This window comes from Sulfitobacter sp. UBA1132 (genome assembly GCF_002311545.1).
In the GTDB taxonomy this organism is placed as follows: domain Bacteria; phylum Pseudomonadota; class Alphaproteobacteria; order Rhodobacterales; family Rhodobacteraceae; genus Sulfitobacter; species Sulfitobacter pontiacus.
On the sequence record NZ_DCAN01000016.1, the window covers coordinates 14,089 to 33,606 of the forward strand.

At 61.7% G+C, this 19,518-nt stretch carries 19 protein-coding genes; 7 read left to right on the forward strand and 12 right to left on the reverse strand.

The features are described 5' to 3' along the window. The 5 genes from ihfA to B4F27_RS12135 all read right to left on the reverse strand — a co-directional run bounded on the left by ihfA (window position 1) and on the right by B4F27_RS12135 (window position 3,444). Window positions 1-303 carry an integration host factor subunit alpha gene (ihfA, locus tag B4F27_RS12115; protein ID WP_005853794.1) on the reverse strand — a complete coding sequence of 101 codons (303 nt, stop codon included), beginning with the start codon at window positions 301-303 and terminating at the stop codon, window positions 1-3. Between the two features lie 97 nt (window positions 304-400). Further along, a complete protein-coding gene (locus B4F27_RS12120; RefSeq protein ID WP_037944395.1) occupies window positions 401-1,372 on the reverse strand; it encodes a beta-ketoacyl-ACP synthase III in 972 nt (323 codons plus the stop codon). Further along, the gene (gene plsX / locus B4F27_RS12125) at window positions 1,369-2,445 is read right to left on the reverse strand and encodes a phosphate acyltransferase PlsX (protein ID WP_037953718.1); all 1,077 of its coding nucleotides are present in this window, start codon (window positions 2,443-2,445) and stop codon (window positions 1,369-1,371) included. Before plsX ends, B4F27_RS12120 begins: the two co-directional genes overlap by 4 nt. Window positions 2,446-2,487: 42 nt before the next feature. Next, window positions 2,488-2,694, reverse strand: coding sequence for a 50S ribosomal protein L32 (gene rpmF / locus B4F27_RS12130; RefSeq protein WP_005853791.1), 207 nt, complete (start codon window positions 2,692-2,694; stop codon window positions 2,488-2,490). A gap of 195 nt (window positions 2,695-2,889) precedes the next feature. Next, entirely contained in the window at window positions 2,890-3,444 is a 555-nt protein-coding gene (locus B4F27_RS12135; protein ID WP_074634824.1) for a YceD family protein, read from the reverse strand. Window positions 3,445-3,535: 91 nt separating this feature from the next. Between B4F27_RS12135 and B4F27_RS12140 the strand changes: the two genes are divergently transcribed. The 3 genes from B4F27_RS12140 (at window position 3,536) to B4F27_RS12150 (ending at window position 6,655) form a co-directional block, all read left to right on the forward strand. Beyond that, window positions 3,536-4,000: an outer membrane protein assembly factor BamE gene (locus B4F27_RS12140; protein WP_005853789.1), complete on the forward strand. Its 465-nt coding sequence runs from the start codon at window positions 3,536-3,538 to the stop codon at window positions 3,998-4,000. Window positions 4,001-4,009: 9 nt separating this feature from the next. Continuing rightward, entirely contained in the window at window positions 4,010-4,759 is a 750-nt protein-coding gene (locus B4F27_RS12145; RefSeq protein WP_286759792.1) for a GNAT family N-acetyltransferase, read from the forward strand. Between the two features lie 84 nt (window positions 4,760-4,843). Continuing rightward, window positions 4,844-6,655: an ABC-F family ATP-binding cassette domain-containing protein gene (locus tag B4F27_RS12150; RefSeq protein ID WP_074634825.1), complete on the forward strand. Its 1,812-nt coding sequence runs from the start codon at window positions 4,844-4,846 to the stop codon at window positions 6,653-6,655. A 41-nt stretch (window positions 6,656-6,696) separates the two neighbouring features. Here the strand turns inward: B4F27_RS12150 and tyrS are convergent, their stop codons facing one another. After that, window positions 6,697-7,947 carry a tyrosine--tRNA ligase gene (gene tyrS, locus B4F27_RS12155; protein WP_074634826.1) on the reverse strand — a complete coding sequence of 417 codons (1,251 nt, stop codon included), beginning with the start codon at window positions 7,945-7,947 and terminating at the stop codon, window positions 6,697-6,699. 65 nt (window positions 7,948-8,012) lie between these two features. On the opposite strand from tyrS, the gene B4F27_RS12160 reads away from it, so the two are divergent. Together B4F27_RS12160 and B4F27_RS12165 are read left to right on the forward strand one after the other, a co-directional pair. After that, the gene (locus tag B4F27_RS12160; RefSeq protein WP_286759793.1) at window positions 8,013-9,158 is read left to right on the forward strand and encodes an anhydro-N-acetylmuramic acid kinase; all 1,146 of its coding nucleotides are present in this window, start codon (window positions 8,013-8,015) and stop codon (window positions 9,156-9,158) included. Between the two features lie 333 nt (window positions 9,159-9,491). Then, window positions 9,492-10,172: a hypothetical protein gene (locus B4F27_RS12165; RefSeq protein ID WP_074634828.1), complete on the forward strand. Its 681-nt coding sequence runs from the start codon at window positions 9,492-9,494 to the stop codon at window positions 10,170-10,172. Window positions 10,173-10,260: 88 nt separating this feature from the next. Here the strand turns inward: B4F27_RS12165 and eno are convergent, their stop codons facing one another. Both eno and B4F27_RS12175 read right to left on the reverse strand, forming a co-directional pair. After that, window positions 10,261-11,538, reverse strand: a complete 1,278-nt coding sequence (gene eno, locus B4F27_RS12170) for a phosphopyruvate hydratase (protein WP_009824746.1) — start codon at window positions 11,536-11,538, stop codon at window positions 10,261-10,263. 69 nt (window positions 11,539-11,607) lie between these two features. After that, window positions 11,608-12,477 carry a DMT family transporter gene (locus B4F27_RS12175; protein ID WP_037944386.1) on the reverse strand — a complete coding sequence of 290 codons (870 nt, stop codon included), beginning with the start codon at window positions 12,475-12,477 and terminating at the stop codon, window positions 11,608-11,610. A gap of 134 nt (window positions 12,478-12,611) precedes the next feature. On the opposite strand from B4F27_RS12175, the gene B4F27_RS12180 reads away from it, so the two are divergent. Next, window positions 12,612-13,655 carry an AbrB family transcriptional regulator gene (locus B4F27_RS12180; protein ID WP_286759794.1) on the forward strand — a complete coding sequence of 348 codons (1,044 nt, stop codon included), beginning with the start codon at window positions 12,612-12,614 and terminating at the stop codon, window positions 13,653-13,655. Between the two features lie 318 nt (window positions 13,656-13,973). Then, complete coding sequence (locus tag B4F27_RS12185) at window positions 13,974-15,275, forward strand: DEAD/DEAH box helicase (protein WP_286759795.1); 1,302 nt, start codon at window positions 13,974-13,976, stop codon at window positions 15,273-15,275. Window positions 15,276-15,435: 160 nt separating this feature from the next. Here the strand turns inward: B4F27_RS12185 and B4F27_RS12190 are convergent, their stop codons facing one another. The 4 genes from B4F27_RS12190 to B4F27_RS12205 form a co-directional block, all read right to left on the reverse strand. Then, on the reverse strand, window positions 15,436-16,671 hold the full coding sequence (locus tag B4F27_RS12190) for a multidrug effflux MFS transporter (RefSeq protein ID WP_286759796.1): 1,236 nt from the start codon (window positions 16,669-16,671) through the stop codon (window positions 15,436-15,438). 90 nt (window positions 16,672-16,761) lie between these two features. Further along, window positions 16,762-17,244 carry an adenylyltransferase/cytidyltransferase family protein gene (locus B4F27_RS12195; RefSeq protein ID WP_286759797.1) on the reverse strand — a complete coding sequence of 161 codons (483 nt, stop codon included), beginning with the start codon at window positions 17,242-17,244 and terminating at the stop codon, window positions 16,762-16,764. A 115-nt stretch (window positions 17,245-17,359) separates the two neighbouring features. Then, a complete protein-coding gene (locus B4F27_RS12200) occupies window positions 17,360-18,001 on the reverse strand; it encodes a DsbA family oxidoreductase (RefSeq protein WP_009824740.1) in 642 nt (213 codons plus the stop codon). Then, window positions 17,998-19,512: a class I adenylate-forming enzyme family protein gene (locus tag B4F27_RS12205; protein WP_286759798.1), complete on the reverse strand. Its 1,515-nt coding sequence runs from the start codon at window positions 19,510-19,512 to the stop codon at window positions 17,998-18,000. The genes B4F27_RS12200 and B4F27_RS12205 overlap by 4 nt, the downstream gene beginning before the upstream one ends. Window positions 19,513-19,518 lie beyond the last annotated feature (6 nt).

Consider the following 19,518-nt stretch of genomic DNA (forward strand, 5'->3'; position numbering starts at 1 on the left):
TTATCGCTTGTTCCCGTCTGCAACCCGGTCCTTCATCAGATGGGACGGGCGGAATGTGAGCACGCGGCGCGGGTTAATCGGGACCTCTTCGCCGGTTTTGGGGTTCCGGCCCACGCGGGCCGACTTGTCGCGCACCGAGAAAGTACCGAAAGATGAAATCTTGACCTGTTCGCCTTTGACCAGCGCGTCGGACATATGTTCAAGCACCGCTTCGACCAGCTGTGCGCTTTCATTGCGGGAAAGACCTACTTCACGAAAGACTGCTTCGCTCAAATCCATCCGGGTCAACGTTTTGTCGGCCATATCTTCCCCCCATGTGTTTTAAGCAGCATAGGCTGTGATTTTTCCGCAAGTCAACAACTATGGGGCGTAACGTGCTGTTCGCGCGAAGAAAAGCCGCTTACCAGCGCAGAACGATCGCGCCCCAGGCCAGCCCGCCGCCGATCGCCTCGGTGACCAGCAGGTCGCCTTTCTTGATCTGGCCGCGCTCTTGCCCGACGGAAAGGGCCAGCGGAATCGACGCGGCAGAGGTGTTGCCGTGGTCCTGAACCGTCACGACGACGTTATCCATCGACAGGTTCAGCTTTTTGGCAGTGCCTTGAATAATACGGATATTCGCCTGATGCGGGACGATCCAGTCGACGTCCTCGGCGCTGACACCGGCACGGTCCATCGCTGTGTTTGCCGACGCGGCGAGCTTTTCGACCGCGTGACGGAAGACCTGATTCCCCTGCATGCGCAGATAGCCGGTCGTGCCCGTGCTGATGCCACCGTCGACATACAGCAAGTCTTTGTAGCGCCCGTCCGAATTCAGATCGGTGGAGAGGATACCGCGGTCGGCTGCCGTGCCGTCGCCGTCTTGCGCTTCAAGCAGGATCGCGCCAGCACCGTCCCCAAACAACACGCTGGTGCTGCGGTCGGTCCAGTCCATGATTTTCGAGAACGTCTCGGAGCCGATGACCAGCACGCGGTCAGCCTGACCCGAGACGATCAGCGCGTTGGCATTGGCCAGCGCATAGACAAAGCCCGCGCACACGGCCTGTACATCAAAGGCAAAGCCGCGCTCCATCTCTAGCTGCGCCTGCACCATCGTTGCGGCGGAGGGGAAAGTCAGATCGGGGGTAGAGGTGGCGACAATCACCGCATCCACATCGGCGGCTGTCTTGCCCGCGTCGGCCAACGCGGCCTTGGCGGCAGCGGTGGCCATGGTCGACGTGGTTTCGCCTTCGCCGACAAAGTGACGCCGTTCAATGCCAGAGCGTGACCGGATCCATTCGTCACTGGTGTCGATCTTGCCTTCAAACTCTGCGTTTTCGACAATGCGTTCCGGAAGGTAGTGTCCGGCACCAATTACGACGGCTCTTTTTGTCATTCTTCGGTCTCTTTCGTCGGCTTTGCTGCGGCAACACGCGCAGCCAACCGATTTGTAAATTCACTTTCCGCTAATCGCGCGGCCAGTTTGATCGCCGAGGAAACCCCCGTCGCGTCAGCGGCACCGTGGGATTTAACGACCGTGCCGTTCAACCCCAAAAACACACCGCCGTTCACACGGCGCGGGTCAAACCGTTTGCTGACGCGGCGCAGCGAGGTATAGGCCAGCAGCGATGCCGCGCGGGACCAGATCGAATTCTTGAACGCTTGGCGCAGGCCATTGCCGATCAGCGTCGCGGTGCCTTCACCGGTCTTGATCGCAATATTACCTGTAAATCCATCGGTGACGATCACATCTGCGACATCACCCGAGATATCGCCGCCTTCGACGAAACCGACAAATTCAAAACCCGCGTCATCCGCGGCGTCGCGAATCAACTCGTGGGCTTCTTTCAGTTCGGTCCGGCCTTTGTGTTCTTCGGTGCCGACATTCAGCAACCCGATGCGCGGGCGTTCGATGTCCATGCCGTTGCGGGCGTAGGATTTGCCCATCAGCGCATAGCGCAACAGGTCATCGGCATCCGCACGCACATCCGCACCCACATCCAGCAGAACGTTAAAGCCCTGAGGGTTGGTGGAGGGATACAGCACAGCGATGGCAGGACGGTTCACACCCGGCAGCTTTTTCAGGCGGATCATCGACAGCGCCATCAGCGCGCCGGTGTTCCCGCAGCTGACCGCGACCGAGGCTTCGTTGTCGCGCACGGATTCGATGGCGGACCACATCGATGTGCCCTTGCCATTGCGCACGACATTACTGGGCTTGTCATCCATTGTGACAACCCCTTGGGCATCCCGAATGGTGCAGCGCCCTTTCAGTTCGGGCCGCTTTGCCACCAGCGGTTCCAGCGTTTCGGCAGGGCCGTGCAGGATAAAGCTGATATCGGGATTCTTTAGCGCGGACGCAGAGCACCCGGCAACAACGATTGCCGGGCCCTGATCGCCCCCCATCGCATCAACTGAGATAAGGGTGCGCTGAGTTCTCGCGCTAGGCTGATCGGACGTGGCCGTCATCTGGTGCGATGCCTCTTATGAACTGCGGTTGACGTGACGAGCTTACGCCGCGTCTTCGTCGAGGTCGATCTCTTCGTTCAGAGAAACAACTTCGTTGTCGTCATAGTGACCGCATGCTGCGCAAACGTGGTGCGGGCGCTTCAGCTCACCACAGTTGGAGCATTCGTTCGGGTTCGCTGCAGTCAGCGAATCGTGTGCGCGGCGGTTGTTGCGACGCGATTTGGAAACTTTATTCTGTTGGACAGCCATGTCTGGTGCCTTTGCCTTCGGGGTCGTTCATCGGCTTCCTGCCAAAGACGACCGTGTTTCAGATCAACTCCCGGTTTGGGCGTGACGTGCGTTTAGGCCGAAGCCTATCCGATGTCCAACCTTAATTGGGGTGAAGGGCGCAAAATACTGCGAAAACCCGCCGAAGCAACCCTTTTTTCACCCAAACCGGCAGGGTTATTCGGTGGTATCGTCCTTAAGCTGGTTCTTGAGGCCGGCCAGCCCCGCAAAGGGGCGGGCGTCTTCGTCGGTCATCGGGGTGTCGCCGGGTTTGGTATAGACCGCTTGCCCCAGTTCGGCCCCGTCGGCGCGGGGATATTCGGGAATCTCAAGCGCCAGCGCTTCGATCATGATGGCCGCGGGATCAATCCACGCGCCAAGCGGTTCGGTGCGATCATCCTCGGGCATCTCGACCTCGGCTTCCTCGGGTTCTTCGTAATCCTGCACGAAAAGCCGTGTGACATCGACGTCGATCCGAGTCTGGACCGGCTCCAGTGTCACCACGCAGGGCTGCACCACAGTGGCCCCCAGACGCGCCTTGAGTTCCCAATCGCTGCGACCAAGCGCCTTGAGACGCCCTTCGAATGAAAGTTTACGTAAGGCTGAAAGATCAAGTTCTTCTGCGATCATCCGCAAGCTGTCGGCGTCGGGACGCAGGGAGAAAGGGGTTTGCGCATTCTGCGACAGCTCTGCGACGCGCAATGCTGTGGGGCTTGGGGGCGTGCGAGACATGTTAGGGGTACTTTCGTTTCTTGAACCATGGGGCGTGCTTAGTGTATGCGAGATAAAAGCCATGATCCCCAAGGGCAAGAGGGCACCAAGAATGCGTATCGACCGCCATGTCAAAAAGACACTGCTGACCGCCACAGTTCTCGCTGCTGGTCTGACGCTTGGGGCCTGCTCCCCGCAATACTCCAACCACGGCTATATCCCGCCGCAAGAGGATCTTGAGAAGATCACCGTGGGCCAGGACACTCGCGACACCGTGGCCGAAACCGTGGGCGTGCCCGCGTCGGCAGGGTTGCTGACCAATTCGGGGTATTACTATGTGCGGTCGCGCCGTCAGGCGATGTGGTTCATGGCCCCGCGCGAGACAGAGCGCGAAGTTGTCGCTGTCAGCTTTGACAGCAACGGGGTGGTGCAGAACGTCGAACGTTTCGGGCTGGAGCGTGGCAATGTCGTCACCCTTGACCGCCGCGTCACCAGTTCGCCGATCTCGGATAAATCCTTTATTCGCCAGCTTCTGGGCAACATTGGCCGCTTCAACCCTGCGGCGCTGGCTGGCTAGGGCAGGCCCGTGACGGTGCCACAGGGTGCTGTGATCAAGCCGCTTTTACGCGGTCCGTACCGCGCCTATTGTGCCACCACGCCTGAGGATATCGACGCCGCGCAAGCCTTGCGCGCGCGGGCCTTTGGGCTGGTTCAGTCGCGCGATATCGACGGGTTTGATGCGCAAAAGCATCATATACTCGTGCGGCATCAAGGCAGCGGTGACCTGCTGTGCTGCTATCGGATCGGGCTGATGGAGGGCGCGTCGCTGGATCAAAGCTATGCCGCGCAATTCTACGATCTGACCAAGCTATCATATTTCCCCGGCACGATGATGGAGCTGGGGCGGTTCTGTCTGGCCCCGGGGGTCACAGACCCGGATGTCGTGCGCATGGCCTGGGCCGCGCTGGCGCAGTTTGTGGACGCCCATAGGGTCGCGTTGCTCTTTGGGTGCACCTCCTTCAAGGGTACCGATCCGGCACCCTATAGCGATGTCATGGCGCTTTTGCACAGCCGCCACCTTGCGCCACTGCACTGGCAGCCGCAGGTCAAGGCCCCCGATACGGTGGGCTTTGTGGAACGGACGTTGGATAAACCGGCCGAGAAAGCCGCGCTACAAATGCTGCCGCCGCTGCTGCGGAGCTATCTGATGATGGGGGGCTGGGTGAGCGATCATGCGGTGATCGACCACCAGATGAACACGCTGCATGTATTTACCGGCCTTGAAATCGCGGCGATCCCCGAGGGGCGTAAGCGCCTGCTGCGCGGTGCCGCCTAAGAGTTTCATGCCTTCGGCGAGGATTTTAGCCCATTTGGAAGAGGGGTCATTGACGCTGACGCGGCGCGGCGCTAGCTGGCTGTCATGGCACGCGCACCCCTTTTACAAGTTAACGAGATCTCGCTGACATTCGGCGGAGATCCCGTATTCGAAGACATGTCCCTTGTGGTTCAATCCGGCGACCGACTGGCGCTGGTGGGCCGGAACGGGTCAGGTAAATCCACTTTGATGAAGGTTATGGCCGGATTGGTCGAGGCCGACAGCGGCGACGTGATCGTCGGGCCCGGCGTTTCGGTAGGCTATATGGAGCAAGACCCGGATCTGACCGGTTTCGAGACTTTGGGCGACTTCGCGGCCCATGGACTGGACCCGTCCGAGATGTACAAGGTCGAACGCGCCGGAGAGGGGCTGAAGTTCGACCCCGCGCGCCCTGTCAGCACCGCATCCGGGGGGGAACGTCGCCGCGCGGCATTGGCGCGTCTGATGGCCTCTGAGCCCGAGCTGATGTTGCTGGACGAGCCGACGAACCACCTGGATATCGAAGCGATCCGCTGGCTTGAAGACGAGCTGAAAGCGACGCGGGCCGCTTTTGTGATTATCTCTCACGATAGGGCGTTCCTGCGCGAGTTGACCCGTGCGACGCTCTGGGTCGACCGCGGTGTTGTGCGTCGGCAGGACATCGGCTTTGGCGGGTTTGAAGCCTGGCGCGACCAGATGTGGGAAGAAGAGGACATGCAGCGCCACAAGCTGAACCGCAAGATCAAGGCGGAGGCACGGTGGGCTGTCGAAGGCATTTCGGCGCGGCGCAAGCGCAACCAGGGCCGTGTGCGTGCCCTGCAAGACCTGCGGGCCGAACGCGCCAGCCAGATCAAACGTCAGGGCACCGCCGCCATGGCGCTGGAAGCGGGTCCGAAGTCGGGCCGCAAGGTGGTCGAGGCTATGGGCATCACCAAAGCCTTTGGCGACAAGACGATTCTACGCCCCTTTGACATCACCATCCAGCGGGGGGATCGGATCGCCTTGGTCGGGCCGAATGGTGTGGGCAAGACGACGTTGCTGAATATGCTGATCGGGAAAGAACAGCCCGACGGAGGCGAGATCAAACAGGGTACCAACCTTGAGATCGCGCTGTTCGACCAGGCGCGCGCGCAGCTTGATGGCGATATGTCGCTGTGGGACAGTCTGACCGGGGATCCGGAAATGCGTGTATCGGGCAAGGCGGACCAGATTCTGGTGCGCGGGCAGCCGAAACACGTGGTTGGGTACCTGAAAGAATTCCTCTTCGACGAGGGGCAGGCCCGTGCGCCCGTGCGGTCCTTGTCGGGGGGCGAAAAGGCGCGGTTGCTGCTGGCCAAGATCATGGCGCGCTCCAGCAACCTCTTGGTGCTTGACGAACCGACCAACGATCTGGACGTCGAAACCCTTGATCTGATGCAGGAGCTGCTGTCGACCTATGACGGCACCGTGCTGCTGGTCAGCCACGACCGTGACTTCCTTGACCGTGTTGCCGCGACCACCATCGCGATGGAGGGTGACGGCAAGGCGACTGTCTATGCGGGCGGTTGGACGGATTATCTGGCACAGCGCCAGCAGGATGATTTTGACCAAAGCGTTGTTGTCAAATCAAAGCCCGGGGCGAAATCCGAAAAGCCCAAAGCGGCGCAGCAATCGGGCCTGAGCTTTACCGAAAAGCACCGGCTTGAGGCGCTGCCCGCCGAGATTGCGCGTCTGGAAGCTGAAATCGCGAAACTGGAAGAGTTGATGAGCGACCCGACGCTCTATTCCGACAATCCGGTGAAATTCCAGAAAGCGACCGATGCCTTGGTCGAGCGGAATGAAAAGCTGCAGGACGCAGAGGCCGAGTGGCTGATGCTGGAAGAAAAAGCCGAAAGCTGAAGGGGGCAGGGCGACCCGCCCCCTCTCATTCTGCGGGAGACTTAGCCCAGTTGTACCAGCGCGTGGCGTTTCTTGCCCGCGCTAAGCTTGATCGGTGTGGCCAGCGTGGCAGCATCGACCATCAGGCCTGCGTCTGTCAGCGGTTCGTCATTATAGCGGGCACCGTTTTCGGTGATCAGACGCTTTGCCTCTTTGCCCGAACCGGCCAGACCGGATTTCACGATCAACTGCACGATAGAAATGCCGTCGCCGATATCCGCCGCGCTGAGCGTCAGGGTGGGTAGGTCATCGCCGACACCGCCTTTTTCGAACACTTCGCGTGCCGTGGCTTCGGCATTCTTTGCGGCTTCGGCACCGTGCAGCAGGGTCGTGACCTCATTCGCCAGAATGATCTTGGCCGCGTTGATGTCGGAGCCTTCCAGCGCGCCCAGACGGTCGCATTCCTCGACCGGTAGTTCGGTGAAGATCTTGAGAAACTTGCCCGTATCCGCATCGGTGGTGTTGCGCCAGAACTGCCAGAACTCGTAAGGCGACAGCATGTCCCCGTTCAGCCAGATCGCGCCGCCTTGGGATTTGCCCATTTTGCGGCCGTCGCTGGTGGTGAGCAAAGGCGTGGTGAGGCCGAAAATCTCTTGATCCAGCACGCGGCGGGTCAGGTCGATCCCGTTGACGATATTACCCCATTGATCCGAGCCGCCCATCTGCAGCAAACAGCCATAGCGGCGGTTGAGTTCAAGGAAGTCATAGGCCTGCAGGATCATGTAGTTGAATTCGAGGAAGGACAGCGACTGTTCCCGATCAAGACGGGATTTGACGCTTTCGAACGACAGCATCCGGTTCACGCTGAAATGCCGCCCGATGTCGCGCAGGAATTCGAGGTAGTTCAGATTGTCCAGCCATTCGGCATTGTTCAGCATGATCGCGTCACTGTCGCCGTCACCGTAGGACAGGTATTTCTCGAACACCTGCTGCATGCCGGCGATATTGGCGTCGATGGCGGCATTGTCGAGCAGGGGGCGTTCATCCGACCGGAAGGACGGGTCGCCCACTTTGGTGGTGCCGCCGCCCATTAGGGTGATCGGTTTGCCGCCGCATTTCTGCAACCAACGCAGCACCATGATATTCATCAGATGCCCCACATGAAGGGATTTCGCTGTCGCGTCATAGCCGATATAGGCAGGCACAGCCCCGTTGATCAGCGCGTCATCAAGGCCCTGATAGTCCGTACAATCGGCGAGAAAGCCGCGCTCCATCATGATGCGGATGAAATCGGATTTGGGGTGGTATGTCATGGTGCTTGCCCTCAGCTTGGGTGGTGGTGCACTCTATAGGTGCTGAGCAGACAAAGGAAAAGGCCATGAATAAGGCCCAAGGGGCAAGAACCCCGACACGGATCGCGAAAACAGGCCCGCTGCGGGCCGCAGGCGCGATGAGCGGCACTTCGCTCGACGGTGTGGACGTTGCGGTGATCGAGACGGACGGCCGCGATATCATAGGCTTCGGCACATCGAGCTACCGCAGCTATTCAGCCGAGGAGCGCCGCACCATCGCGGCCGGTTTCGGCAAATGGTCAGGGCCAGAGGTGGCGGCGGCGACGCAGGTGGTCGAGGCGGCGCATATCGATGCCCTTGGGGCGTATACCGATGTCGATCTGATCGGCTTTCACGGACAGACGCTGGCCCATGCGCCGCGCATGCAGGGGACGTTGCAGGTGGGCGACGGTGCAGCGCTGGCGGATCATCTGGGGCTGCCCGTCGTGTGGGATTTCCGCAGCGCCGATGTACATCTGGGCGGAGAGGGCGCACCGCTGGCCCCGTTCTTTCACCACGCCTGCGCCCGCTATGCCGGGCTGACGGGGCCGGTGGCCTTTTTGAATCTTGGCGGGGTGGGGAACCTGACCTGGGTGGATCCGGCGATCCCCTTGCCCGAGGCGGAGGGGGCGCTGCTGGCTTTCGACACGGGGCCCGCCAATGCGCCCATCAACGATCTGATGCAGGCGCGTCTGGGGCTGCCCTTTGACGAGGGCGGCAAGACCGCGTCGCGTGGGCAGGTCGAGGCCGGCGCGCTTGAGCTGTTTCTGGCCGAGCCCTATTTCGCACGGATGCCCCCCAAGTCGCTGGACCGGAACGATTTTGACGAGATGGTCGCGCTGGTGACCGAACTGTCGGACGCAGATGCCGCCGCGACGCTGACGGCCATGTGTGCCGCTGGCGTGGCCGAAGCAATGCAGCATTGTCCGCGTTTGCCCGATCGTGTGTTGGTCACCGGGGGCGGGCGGCACAACCCTGTGTTGATGAAGATGCTCAGTGTCAGTCTGGATTGTCCGGTCATGCCGATTGAAGAGATCGGGCTCGACGGTGATATGCTGGAGGCGCAAGCCTTCGGATATCTTGCCGTGCGGGTGGCGCGCGGGCTGCCGACCTCTTGCCCCGGCACCACTGGGGTGCGGGCTGCGGTCGGGGGCGGCACCGTCAGCATGCCGACCGAGGCGATGAGCGTTTAGAATAAGGCCCTTTGATGGGTGGCGCGCCAGCGTATCGTCGCCCTTGTGACCTGCGTTTTTCGCTGGACAGGACGTGTTGCGGCGTGAGTCGCCTGTTAGAATTTCGCGCTATGGTCGTACGTAATCTTCATTTCTCCCGAATAGGTTAGCTCCGCGCCGCGGGTTTTCCACGCGGCAAAGGGCTGTTGCCCGGTTGCACAGTGGCGTTCCGTAAACAGTCTGTTTCCTTGCTTGGGATCGGAGTGGTTCTACCTTGAATTGTACTACCTCAGAACGGTGGCGCAGAAAGTGGGGGCTTTGCTTGCGCCGTTCCTTTTCAAAAGGAGAATGACCATGACGAGTATGTTTCTTAAAAACGCCGCAACTTCGGTTGCAACGGTATTCATCGCCACGTCGGCCTTTGCGCTGGATGTCGGCGTCGGTGCCAGCGTGGGCGGTATTGGCGCGGGCGTAGGGGCCAGTGTCGGCCACGGGTCCGCCGCGGATGTCGGTGTTGGTGTGGGCGCAGGCAGCGTCGGCGCGGGGGCGGGAGCCTCTGTCGGTGGCGGTTCGGTTGCTGATGCGGGCGCTGGCGCCTCTGTCGGCGGCGTGGGCGCTGGTGTCGGGGCCTCGGTTGGCGGGGGTTCCGTCGCGGGCGTTGGCGTGGGTGTCGGCAGCACTGGCGGGTCCAACAGCGGTGGCGGCACGACGACCGACAACAGCGGAACGACCGGCAGCACGACTGCCGCGGTATCGCGCAGTGTCAGCGGCGATGTGACCCGCGCCGCGGCCTCTGTCCCGATCACGGCGGCATTGGGCGCTACGGTCATGACCACCGACCGCGAGGTCGTGGGTATGATCGAAGACGTGCGCCCGTCGACGCAAGGCAAATTCGTGGCCACCATCCGGATGAACGTGGCCTTTGGCGCGCAGCCGCGGACGATCCAGATCAAGATGCCGATGCTGAAAAGCGACACGGACATGATACGTGTGGGCTTTACCAGGTCGAGCCTGTTGCGTCAGATCCAAAGCTGACGCCGGACGCGATACTGCAAGCATAAAAAAAGCGCGCCTTGATCGGCGCGCTTTCGTATCTTCGGGCGGGGCGAACTGCCCCCCGTAATCAACCTTTCAGGATCGAACGACCGGCGTATTCCGCTGTCACACCAAGCGATTCCTCGATGCGGATCAGCTGGTTGTATTTCGCCAACCGGTCGGACCGCGCGAGCGAGCCCGTCTTGATCTGACCGCAGTTCGTCGCAACAGCAAGATCCGCAATCGTCGCGTCCTCGGTCTCGCCCGAGCGGTGGGACATCACGTTGGTAAAGCCCGCACGATGCGCCATGTCGACCGCTTGCAGCGTCTCGGACAGGGTGCCGATCTGGTTGACCTTCACCAGCATGGAGTTGGCAGAGCCCCGTTTGATGCCTTCGGCCAGACGTTCGGGGTTGGTCACGAACAGATCGTCGCCCACCAGCTGGATCTTGTCGCCCAAACGGTCGGTCAGCAGCTTCCAGCCATCCCAATCGTCTTCGGACATGCCGTCTTCGATAGAGATGATGGGGTAGTCGGCGCATAGGGCCGCCAGATAATCCACATTCTCGGCGCTGGTCAGGGTTTTCCCTTCTCCAGAAAGGACATAGCTGCCGTCCTTGAAGTATTCCGTTGCCGCGCAATCCAGTGCGAGGTAGATTTCCTCGCCCGGTTTGTAGCCTGCTTTTTCGATGGATTTCAGAATGAAATCAAGTGCATCTCGGGTGGAGCTGATGTTGGGTGCGAAGCCGCCTTCGTCGCCGATACCGGTGGACAGACCTGCGGCCGAAAGCTCTTTCTTCAGCGTGTGGAACACCTCGGAGCCCATGCGCACCGCGTCGCGGATATTCTCTGCCGCGACGGGCATGATCATGAATTCCTGAATGTCGATCGGGTTATCCGCGTGCTCGCCCCCGTTGATGATGTTCATCATCGGCACGGGGAGCATGCGCGCAGAGGTGCCGCCCACATAGCGGTAGAGCGGCTGCGAGCAATAGTCAGCGGCGGCCTTGGCCGTCGCCAGCGATACGCCCAGAATGGCGTTTGCCCCCAGACGCGACTTGTTGTCGGTGCCGTCCAGCTCGATCATCGTGCCGTCAATCTCGACCTGTTCTGTCGCGTCGATGCCGACCAGCGCATCCGCGATCTCGCCATTGACGGAGGCGCAGGCTTCCAGAACGCCCTTGCCCATATAGCGCTTTTGGTCGCCATCGCGACGCTCTACCGCCTCATAGGCACCGGTGGATGCGCCAGAGGGAACGGCCGCGCGGCCCATTGTGCCGTCTTCAAGCGTCACATCGACTTCGACCGTGGGGTTGCCCCGGCTGTCAATGATTTCGCGGGCGTGGATGTCGATGATCGTGCTCATAAGGGGCTATCCTTTTGCAGATGACAATTGCGCAGCGGTTTAGCGCGCCGGGGGGAGGATGGAAAGTGTTCAGGCCTGTTCTTTGACCTTTCGCTCACGCCATACCGTATAGATGCCCGAGGCAACAATGATGGTTGCGCCAACATAGGTCAGCAGATCGGGGCGTTCGCCAAAGATCGTGATGCCCACAACCATCGCGAACAGCAGGCGCGCATAGCGGAACGGTGTGACAAAGCTGATTTCGCCGATACGCATGGCCGCGACGATGCCGTAATAGGCGACCATGCCGGTTGTCAGCGCGGCCCCCATGAACAGCCATTGCACCCCCGACATCGGCGCAAAAGCCGTGCCCGTGCCCAGCATGAAAAGCAGGCTTGCAGGGACCAACGCCAGAAACGCAAGGAACGACAGTTGGAACGTAGAGGTCGATTTCGGCACCCGCCGCGTCGCCAGATCGCGCAAGGACAGCCCCAGCACCCCAAGCACCGCCAGCAAGGACAGCGCCTGAAAGCTGTCCATCCCGGGGCGGATCACCAGCAAGACGCCCAGCATACCAACCAAAATAGCGCTCCACCGGCGCCAGCCGACGGGATCGCCCAGAAACAGCGCCGCGCCTAGGGTCACCACCAGCGGTGTCGCCTGCAAAATGGCCGAGGCAGAAGAAATCGGTGTCAGCACAATGGCCGATACGAACCCCAAGGTGCCGACAATCTCGCCCAAGGCGCGCAGCAGGATCGGGCGGGTCAGCATCGCGCGATCCATCAAGGGTTCGCCCTTCATCACCACCATCGCACCATAGCAAAGCGCGCCACCGGTCCCGAGCATAAAGATAATCTGCCCGATCGGGATATCCGTCCCGATCAGCTTGATGAACATGTCCTCAATGGCAAAGCCCAACATCGACAGCACCATGATCAAAGCGCCGCGCAGATTGTCCATATCCTATTCCTTCATACAATCGTTCTAAAATTCCGTCAGTGGATGCATGTCCCTTTGTCGGGGGATGTGCAAGCCTCGCGGCGCATCGCGTGACGGGGCTGGTGGCGGAAGGGACCAACTGCTAGCACAAGCGTATGAAATGGCCGCGCCCCCCGACTGATACGCTTACGACCGTTTTCACCGTCTGTATCGGCGCGGTGGGGGCCGGTATCGGCTGGCTGCTGAACGCGCCGATTTACATGCTGCTGGGGCCTGCGGTGCTGGTGTCGCTGGCCGGTCTGGCGGGCGCGCGCATGGGGGTGTCGCTGCCGCTGCGCAACATCTGCTTTGTCGTCATTGGCCTGTCGGTGGGGGCAGGGTTTGACCAAAATGCGGTCGATGCCATGATGCGCTGGCCGCTGGCTTTTGTAGGGATGGCCGTGCTGGTCTGGGCGATGCTGGTGCTCAGCCGCTGGCTGCTGGCGCGGTTCTTTGGCTTTGACCGTCGTGCAGCACTGCTGGCTTCGGCGCCCGGACACCTCAGCTTTGTGCTGGCGATGGCGGCCGATGGCGGGGATAATGTGGTGCGTATCTCGACCACGCAGTCGGTGCGGCTGTTGTCGCTGACGCTGGTGGTGCCCTTTGTCGCGCTGGCGATGGGGGTTGATCTGGGCGGGTCCATCGTGCCCGACGGCCCTGTTATGGGCGGCGTGACATTGCTGGTGATGGCGGTGCTCTCCGTCGGGGCAGGGGTGCTGCTGGGGCGCATCCGGGTGCCTGCGCCGATGTTGATCGGGCCGATGCTGGTGTCATCGCTTGCGCATGTGACAGGGCTCGCCCCCGGTGTGCTGCCCCTGTGGCTGGTGATGCCCGCCTATGTGGTGCTCGGCGCCCTGATCGGCACGCGGTTCTCCGGCGTGCGGCTTGACGATCTGACCAAGGGCCTTGCCGCAGGGCTGGCTGTGACCTGCCTTGCCGTGGGGCTGGCCCTGCTGGGGGCGATCCCGGTCGCTATGGCGCTTGGCATGCCGCTGGCGCATATCCTCGTGGCCTTTGCGCCCGGTGGGTTCGAGACCATGATCGCCATGGGCAGCGTGCTGGGGATCAGCCCGGGTTTCGTCGCCGCCTGCCACATGATGCGTCTGTTCATCCTCAGCGCTGTGCTGCCCCTGATGCTGGCCCGCAGCACCCCGCGCTAGGCTATCTTTCACAGCACCGTTGACTTTGCCGCCCAAACAGCCCATCTGGGGCGCAAGCGATGCCTTCTGCCGCGTGAGCAGACCAGCCCTTGACCTGTCGACCTAAAATCGTCGCGTCTTATGAGAGCTGAACAAAAGGCCGCCGATGTTCCCAAAATCACGCGTGGGGCCAAGCGCAACAGACAGGGTGTTGGCACTAGGCTGCCCCCTGCGATCTGCTTTGCGTCCCTCGCGGTTTCCCTGCATCGACAGGGCCCGCGTGATTGCTATGGCGGGAAGGGGCTTTGCCCCCGCATCCCGCGGAAAGACGACAAAACGATGAGCGATTTTGAAATGATGGGCCTGCCGCGCCGTCTGGTCAAAGCCTTGACCAACATGGGTATGACCGATCCGACCCCGATCCAGAAACAGGCGATCCCCCACGGGATGAATGGCCGCGACGTAATGGGGCTGGCACAGACCGGCACCGGCAAAACCGCCGCCTTCGGTATCCCGCTGGTGGCCCAGATGCTGGAACGCGAAGCCCGCCCCGAGCCGCGCACCGTGCGCGGGCTGGTGCTGGCCCCGACCCGCGAGCTGGCCAACCAGATCATGGAGAACCTCAAGGGCTTCTGCGAAGGCACCCAGCTGAAAACCATGATGATTGTCGGCGGCCAGTCGATCAACCCGCAGATCAAACGGATGGAGCGCGGCGTCGACCTGCTGGTGGCCACACCCGGGCGCTTGCTGGACCTGATGGACCGCCGCGCGGTGCTGCTGCACAAGACCACTTTCCTTGTGCTGGATGAAGCGGATCAGATGCTCGACATGGGCTTCATCCACGATCTGCGCAAGATCGCGGCGGTGCTGCCGAAAGAGCGTCAGACGATGCTCTTTTCGGCAACCATGCCGAAACTGATGAACGAGATCGCCAACAGCTACCTCAACAGCCCGATCCGCATCGAAGTCTCGCCTCCGGGCAAGGCGGCGGACAAGATCACCCAAGAGGTGCATTTCATCGCCAAGGCGGAAAAGAAATCCCTGCTGATCGAACTGCTTGGCAAACACACCGAGGAACGCGCCCTGGTGTTCGGGCGGACCAAACACGGCTGTGAAAAGCTGATGAAAGATCTGGTCAAAGCCGGTTTCAAAGCCGCCTCTATCCATGGCAACAAAAGCCAGGGTCAGCGGGACCGCGCCATCGAATCCTTCAAGAAAGGCGAGGTCACCGTGCTTGTAGCAACGGATGTCGCCGCCCGCGGTCTGGATATTCCCGACGTGAAGCACGTCTACAACTACGAGCTGCCCAATGTGCCCGACAATTATGTCCATCGTATCGGCCGGACCGCGCGCGCGGGCAAAGACGGGGCGGCGATCGCTTTCTGCGCACCGGATGAAATGGGCGAGCTGAAAGATATCCAGAAGACGATGAAAATCTCGATCCCCGTGGCCTCCGGCCGTCCGTGGGAAGCGATTGACGAACCCGCCAAGCCAAAGGGTCGCGGGGGACGCGGTCGTGGTCGCGGTGGTCGCCCCGGTGGCGGTGGCGGCAACGGGGGCGGTGGCAATGGCGGCGGTGCGGGCAACCCCGCCGGTGCCGCGCGGCGTCGTCGCAAGCCAGCCGGACAGCGCGCCGCATAAGCGCGCAGGTACCGACACACTATCAAAAGGGGCACCGCCATCAGCGGTGCCCTTTTTGTTACCTCTCTCTAAAGCGCCTTGGTCCGCGCTTCCAAATGGCTCTAAATCCTCGCCCGAAGGGCGAAACCGGCACCACCAGCCACCACGTGGTCGCTCAGCCCTATTCCGCGGGGTCTGCTGCCGCCTGCCGGTTGACCCGCGCCAGAAGCAGCATCAGCGCAAAGGCGAGTGTCGCCAGCGTCAGTACCGCGCCGATCAGCGGGGTGATCGTGCCGTTGAACATCAACCCGATGGGCGAGGCGAGCATGGCCGCCATCACCGTCGACACCGCCCCGATGACCGACGCCGCCATGCCGGCGATATGGCCCAAAGGCTCCATCGCCAGCGCGTTGAGATTGCCCATCACCAGCCCCACCTGAAAGAACAGCGACGCCTGCCACATCAGGAAAAAGACAAAGCCATAGGGCTCGGGCAGATCGCCCAGACCAAGGCCCAGCATCAGGCCCGACAATACGATCTGCAGGCCAAGCGCAAGGATCACGATGCGCTGCATCCCCAGCCGGACGACCAGCAGCGCGTTCAGCAGGCTCGACGTCCCCGAGATCAGCGCCGCGACGCCAAACCAGAAGGGGAAGCTCTCGGCGCGGTCATAGACTTGGTCGTAAATGGGTTGCACCAGCATCAGCGTCGAGAACAAGAACCCCATCACCAGCGTCTGCACCGTGATCGACAGACACACCATCGGGTTGCTGAATATCTCTTTCACCGCGTTCCACAGCAGGCCGATCTGTAAAGGTCGACGCTTGGGCTTGGGCAGGGTTTCGGGCAGGCGGAGCATGGCCCAGACCACACAGGTTGCCGAGAAAACGATGAATGACAAGAATACGCCACGCCAATCGGACAGGGCGATGATCACAGCCCCCATTGCAGGGGCAAAGGCGGGAACCACGACAAATATCATCATCACGAAAGACATGATCTTGGCCATCTGCCGGCCCGAATAAAGGTCGCGGATCACCGCAAGCGCCACAACCCGAGGGCCCGCAGCCCCCACGCCCTGCACGACCCGCGCGATCAGCATCACCTCAAGCGATTGGCTTAGCCACGCCACCACAGCCCCCGAGATATAGATCGCAGACCCGAGGTAGATGATATTCTTGCGCCCGAAAGCATCCGACAGCGGGCCGGTGACAAAAGTGCCCATCCCCATCCCCAGAATAAAGGCGGTCACAATCAGCGGGACTTTGGTCATATCCAAAGGCGACAGCTCTGCGCCGATCTCTGGCAGGGCAGGCAGCATTGCATCGGTCGAGAAAGCAATGATTGCAAACATCATCGCAATCAGCGCCACGAACTCGGGGCGGCTCATGTTGATGTGGGGGCGGTCGTCGGTCATCCATCGGCTCCATCGTGACGGTGGGCCGCAGGGCGCAGCCTATGGTGTTCATAAGGCTGCCTTACAGATAGTGCAATCGGCGTCGCGCCGTCAGCTGGCTTGGGCGCGGTGGCGCGGCTCTGTCTCGCGGGCGGTCACCGGCAAACGCAGTACCTGAACGATCTCGTCCAGTCCCGACACCGGCAGGGGAAGATGCGCGGGCAGGGCCAATACCGAGACGTTGTAATTCACGATATCGCTGCGCACCTGATCCCATGTCTCAAGCGGAATGACCCGCGAGACATAGCGGCACCGCTCCAGCACCGCACGGCGGGCGGCAAAGGCGAGATGCGCCGGACGCCCCGCACGTTGACAGAACTGTTCGCTCTGGCATCCGACGACCAGATCGCTGCCCATACGGGCCAACTGCCGTAGCCAGACGGCGTGACCGGTGTGGAAACCGTCGAACCCGCCATAGGTCAGGATCGTCCGCGTCATTGGCGTGGAGGGTGTGAAGCTGGACGGGCGCGCTGCCGGTGTCACCACCGTCGCCCGCCCGCGTCCCATAAAGGGAAAGGGGATATCGTATTTCATGCTGCCCGCTCGATCTGGATAGGGGTCTTTGCCCCTTTATCCGTTTGATTCTAGGCGGGTTTCAGCACAAAGGCAAAGCCTTTCTGCCCCATATCGCCAGTGCGGGCGCGTGGCCTCAGCCTTCGTTGCGCAGCTCGGCCAGAACTTTTTTCCAAAGCTCGGGCGGCTGCGCGCCCGGCACCGCGTGACGCCCGCCCACGATAAAGGTCGGGACGGAGTTGATGCCCATCTCGCGGCTGTGCGCATCGCGTTTGCGGATGTCTTCCATATCCTCATCTGTCGCCAATAGACGCGTCACGACAGATGCATCCATCTCGATCCCGTCGGCGATATCGGCGAGCACCTCGGCATCGCCAATATCGCGCGCATCAACAAAATAGGCTTTGAACAACGCCGATACCGCAGCGGTTTGGCGCCCTTCGATCCCGGCCCAGTGGATCAACCGATGGGCGTTCAGCGTGTTGGGGGTGCGCTGCATCGCCTCGAAGTTGATCTTGAGACCGGCTTTCTCGGCATGTTCCACCACAGGGGCATAGGCCCGCACTGCACCTTCCTTGCCGCCGAATTTGCCTTCCAGATAGGCACGGCGGTCCATCCCTTCGGCAGGCATGTCGGGGTTAAGCTGGAACGGGTGCCATTCGATCGCGAAAGGGTGGTCCGGCTCGCTTTCCAGTGCGCGGTCCAGATGGGCCTTGCCGATATAGCACCAAGGGCAAATCGGGTCGGACATGATATCAAGCTTGATCGTCTGGGTCATCGTTGTGCCTCATAGGCTGCACGCAAGGACCGGCGCAGCAGTTTGCCATTCGCGCCCATCGGCAGCTCTGGCAGGTGGATGAAAAGGCGCGGCTGCTTGTAGCGCGCCATGTTGTCTTGTGCATAAAGCGCCAGCGCGGCCTCGTCCAGCGGGCTGTCGGCGGTATAGAAGGCCGCGATCACGGTCACGTCGGGTTTAACCTCGACCTCCGCCGCACCGACAGCATGGATGCCGGGGAATTTGGCGAGGGTTTGTTCCACCTCGATCGGCGAGACACGGACCCCACCCGCGTTCATCATATCGTCATTGCGCCCCAGATAGGTGATCTGCCCATCGGTGCCCATGACGCCTTGGTCGCCGGTCAGGAACCAGTCCCCCTGATATTTCTGGGCCGTTTGATCCGGCGCGCCAAGATAGCCAAGCATCAGCCCCGGGTCGCTCTTGTGGATCGCGATGGTGCCCTCTTGGCCGATCTCTACCGGGCCTTCCGTCCCGATCAACGCGATGCGCCGCCCGTCCTGAGGCTGGCCCAATGTGCCGGCCCGCGCCGGCCGGTCGGGAGAGGCGGAGAGAAAGGTCGAACACTCCGACATACCGTAGGCCTCGAAGATCGGCGTGCCGCTGGCAGCTTCCCATGCCCGGGCAACGGCCGAGGGAAGCTTCTCCCCCGCGCTCAACCCGTGGCGCAGGCTTGGTACGTTGATCCGGTCGTGGTGTTTCAGGATCTGACGGTACACCCCCGGTGCGGCTGCAAAAAGACTCGCCTCATGCCGCGCCATCAAGGCAGGTAAATCCGCAGGCACCACGCCCGCAGCCGGGATCAAGGCGGTGGCACCGGCGGTCCAAGGGTCCATCAGGCCGGTCCCCAGCGTATAGGTCCAATTGAACGCGCCTGCATGCATGACCCGATCCTCGGGCTTCAGATCATACCATCCGCGCACCATCATCTGCCGCGCCCAGATGGCGCGATGTGCGTGCATCACCGCACTCGGCCGGCCCGACGTGCCAGAGGTATAGATGATATAGCCCAGCCGGTCGGGGTCTCCCATATGCCAGGGGGCCGCGGGCAAATCGCGCATGGACCTGAGCTGGGCCAGATCAACGGTGGTGTCATTCGGCGGACAGGGCACGGCGGGATCGCGCAAGACCGCCTTGGGCGCGAGGGTGGCGATGATCGCGGCAACCTCCGGCTCTGTCAGTGCGGCGGCGGTGGGGACAGGCACCAAGCCTGCGGCCAGCGCGCCCAGATAGGCCAGCGGGAAATCCACAGTATTGCCAAGGCGCATCAGCACGATGTCCCCCGGGCGCAGCCCCATGCCCAGCAACCCCGTCGCGGTGCCGCGCACGGCGGCCTCAAGCTGGTCGAAACGCCACGCCTCAACGCGATCGGGCCCGACAATGGCAAGCGCCGTCTTGTCGCCCAAAGCGGCGGCGCGGCCCAGAACATGGGCGGCAAGATTGAACGGGGCGGGGCAAGGCGCAAAGCCGGTGGACGCAGAGACGGACAGCATGCCCAA

Excerpts from the sequence above, each read along its gene's own strand:
- ihfA (WP_005853794.1), bottom strand. The coding sequence starts at position 303 with ATGGCCGACAAAACGTTGACCCGGATGGATTTGAGCGAAGCAGTCTTT.
- B4F27_RS12120 (WP_037944395.1), bottom strand. The coding sequence starts at position 1,372 with ATGACAAAAAGAGCCGTCGTAATTGGTGCCGGACACTACCTTCCGGAA.
- plsX (WP_037953718.1), bottom strand. The coding sequence starts at position 2,445 with ATGACGGCCACGTCCGATCAGCCTAGCGCGAGAACTCAGCGCACCCTT.
- rpmF (WP_005853791.1), bottom strand. The coding sequence starts at position 2,694 with ATGGCTGTCCAACAGAATAAAGTTTCCAAATCGCGTCGCAACAACCGC.
- B4F27_RS12135 (WP_074634824.1), bottom strand. The coding sequence starts at position 3,444 with ATGTCTCGCACGCCCCCAAGCCCCACAGCATTGCGCGTCGCAGAGCTG.
- B4F27_RS12140 (WP_005853789.1), top strand. The coding sequence starts at position 3,536 with ATGCGTATCGACCGCCATGTCAAAAAGACACTGCTGACCGCCACAGTT.
- B4F27_RS12150 (WP_074634825.1), top strand. The coding sequence starts at position 4,844 with ATGGCACGCGCACCCCTTTTACAAGTTAACGAGATCTCGCTGACATTC.
- tyrS (WP_074634826.1), bottom strand. The coding sequence starts at position 7,947 with ATGACATACCACCCCAAATCCGATTTCATCCGCATCATGATGGAGCGC.
- B4F27_RS12160 (WP_286759793.1), top strand. The coding sequence starts at position 8,013 with ATGAATAAGGCCCAAGGGGCAAGAACCCCGACACGGATCGCGAAAACA.
- B4F27_RS12165 (WP_074634828.1), top strand. The coding sequence starts at position 9,492 with ATGACGAGTATGTTTCTTAAAAACGCCGCAACTTCGGTTGCAACGGTA.
- eno (WP_009824746.1), bottom strand. The coding sequence starts at position 11,538 with ATGAGCACGATCATCGACATCCACGCCCGCGAAATCATTGACAGCCGG.
- B4F27_RS12175 (WP_037944386.1), bottom strand. The coding sequence starts at position 12,477 with ATGGACAATCTGCGCGGCGCTTTGATCATGGTGCTGTCGATGTTGGGC.
- B4F27_RS12180 (WP_286759794.1), top strand. The coding sequence starts at position 12,612 with ATGAAATGGCCGCGCCCCCCGACTGATACGCTTACGACCGTTTTCACC.
- B4F27_RS12185 (WP_286759795.1), top strand. The coding sequence starts at position 13,974 with ATGAGCGATTTTGAAATGATGGGCCTGCCGCGCCGTCTGGTCAAAGCC.
- B4F27_RS12190 (WP_286759796.1), bottom strand. The coding sequence starts at position 16,671 with ATGACCGACGACCGCCCCCACATCAACATGAGCCGCCCCGAGTTCGTG.
- B4F27_RS12195 (WP_286759797.1), bottom strand. The coding sequence starts at position 17,244 with ATGAAATACGATATCCCCTTTCCCTTTATGGGACGCGGGCGGGCGACG.
- B4F27_RS12200 (WP_009824740.1), bottom strand. The coding sequence starts at position 18,001 with ATGACCCAGACGATCAAGCTTGATATCATGTCCGACCCGATTTGCCCT.
- B4F27_RS12205 (WP_286759798.1), bottom strand. The coding sequence starts at position 19,512 with ATGCTGTCCGTCTCTGCGTCCACCGGCTTTGCGCCTTGCCCCGCCCCG.